This window comes from Mesorhizobium sp. M1E.F.Ca.ET.063.01.1.1, assembly GCF_003998155.1.
In the GTDB taxonomy this organism is placed as follows: domain Bacteria; phylum Pseudomonadota; class Alphaproteobacteria; order Rhizobiales; family Rhizobiaceae; genus Mesorhizobium.
The window spans coordinates 1-2,042 of sequence record NZ_RZSC01000923.1 but is presented as its reverse complement, the minus strand read 5'-3'; the positions used below and the strand labels follow the sequence as shown (position 1 = coordinate 2,042).

General features: G+C 68.6%; 1 protein-coding gene. It reads left to right on the top strand.

Features of this window, described 5'->3' with window-relative positions; translation table 11 throughout:
- Window positions 1-2,042, top strand: a 2,042-nt coding sequence (locus tag EOA29_RS34305; RefSeq protein WP_127222251.1) for a sarcosine oxidase subunit alpha family protein, incomplete at both ends; no start/stop codon positions are given.

The following is a 2,042-nucleotide window of genomic DNA, read 5'->3' as shown; positions in this document are numbered from 1 at the left end:
CCTGTCGGCGGCGCGCGCGGCGGCGACCGCCGGCGCGAGCGTCGCTCTCATCGAGCAGGACTTCTTGCTCGGCGGCCAGTTGCTGTCCGAGCGCCCGGACGCAGACGCAGCCGCCTGGCTGAGCGCGATCGAGGCCGAATTGGCTGGCCTCGACAACGTCACCCTGATGCGCAGGACGATGGCGTTCGGCACCTTTGACGCCAACACGCTGGGGCTGATCGAGCGACGCGACGGTCGGGCCGCGGAAGACGCCGCGCGCCAGGTCTTCACCATGCTTCGCGCCCGTTCGATCGTCTTTGCCACCGGAGCGATCGAGCGGCCGCTGGTCTTTTCCAACAACGACCGGCCGGGCGTCATGCTGGCGTCCGCCGCCCGGACCTATCTCAACCGTTTCGCCGTTCTGCCGGGCAAGAAGATCGTCGTCGCCACCACGCATGACGGCGCCTACCGCGCCGCCTTCGACCTCGCCGCCGCCGGCGCCGAGGTGACGGTCGCGGATCAGCGCGGCGCCCCACCCGCCGGCCTGGCCGCGGAAGCCAGGCGTCTCAACATAGCGATCCGAGCCGGCACCCTGATCACCGACCTGCGCGGCGGCCATGCGGTGAAGGCCGCGCGGCTTGCCGGGCCTGACGGCAATCTGGAAACTGCCTGCGACCTCGTCTGCCTGTCCGGCGGCTGGTCGCCAAGCGTTCATCTTACCTCGCATCTCGGTGTCAAACCCGTCTATCGCGGCGATATCGACGGCTTCGTTCCGGGCACCTTGCCGGCAGGCCAGTTCGGCGCCGGCGCCATGATGGGTCGCTTCTCGATCACCGGCGCCATCGAGGACGGTCACCGCGCCGGCGCGGAAGCCGCATCGTCCTGCGGAAGATCAAAAGCCGTGCCGGCGCCGCTCAAGCTCGATCTCGGCGAGGCGGCATCCGGTCCGTTCCGCGCGATCCCGTCCGTCGGACGCGGCAAGGCCTTCGTCGACTTCCAGATGGACGTGACCACGAAAGACATCGAGCTCGCCCATCGCGAGGGCTATGAATCGGTCGAGCACCTGAAGCGCTACACCACGCTCGGCATGGGCACCGACCAGGGCAAGACCAGCAATTTCGTGGCCCTGTCGGCCATGGCGGCGCTGCGTCAGGCGACGATCGCGCAGACCGGGACCACGACCTTTCGCCCGCCCTATGCGCCCGTCGCGATCGGCGCGCTCGCCGGCCGCGCGGTCGGCCACCATTTCAAGCCGATCCGCCGCACGCCGATGCATGACCGGCACCTGGCCGATGGTGCCGAAATGCTCGAGGTGGGTCTGTGGATGCGGCCCTATTTCTATCGTGGCGCCGGCCGCGACGTGAACGAAGCCTATGTCGCCGAGATGCGCATGGTGCGTGAAGCCGCCGGGCTGATGGATATTTCCACCCTGGGCAAGATCGACGTGCAAGGACCGGACGCCGCCAGCTTCCTCGACCGTGTCTATGCCAACGGCTTCGCCAGGTTGCCGATCGGCCGCGCCCGCTACGGCGTGATGCTGCGCGACGACGGCATCGTCTTCGACGACGGCACGACCACGCGGCTCTCGGAAACCCGCTTCTTCATGACCACCTCGACCGCCAAGGCGGCCGATGTGCTGTCGCGGCTCGAATTCCTGCTCGACACCGCATGGCCGGAACTGCGCGTCGCCGTCACCTCGGTCAGCGACGAATGGGCGGCGATGTCGATTGCCGGCCCCAAAAGCCGCGATATCCTGGCCGCCGCGTTCCCGGAACTCGATGTCTCGAACGAGGCGCTGCCTCATATGGGCTTCATCGAGGCCGAATTCGACGGACGGGCGCTGCGCATCATCCGCCTCAGCTATTCCGGCGAGCGCGCCTACGAGATCTATGTCGGCGCCAGCCACGGCGAGCGGCTCTGGGGCCGCCTGCTCGAAGTGGGCGCGCCGTTTGGCCTGAAACCCTACGGGGTCGAGGCGCTGGGTGCGCTGCGCGTCGAGAAAGGCCATGTCGCCGGGCCGGAGATCGACGGGCGCACCCCGCTCGACGAGCTCGGCCTTGGCC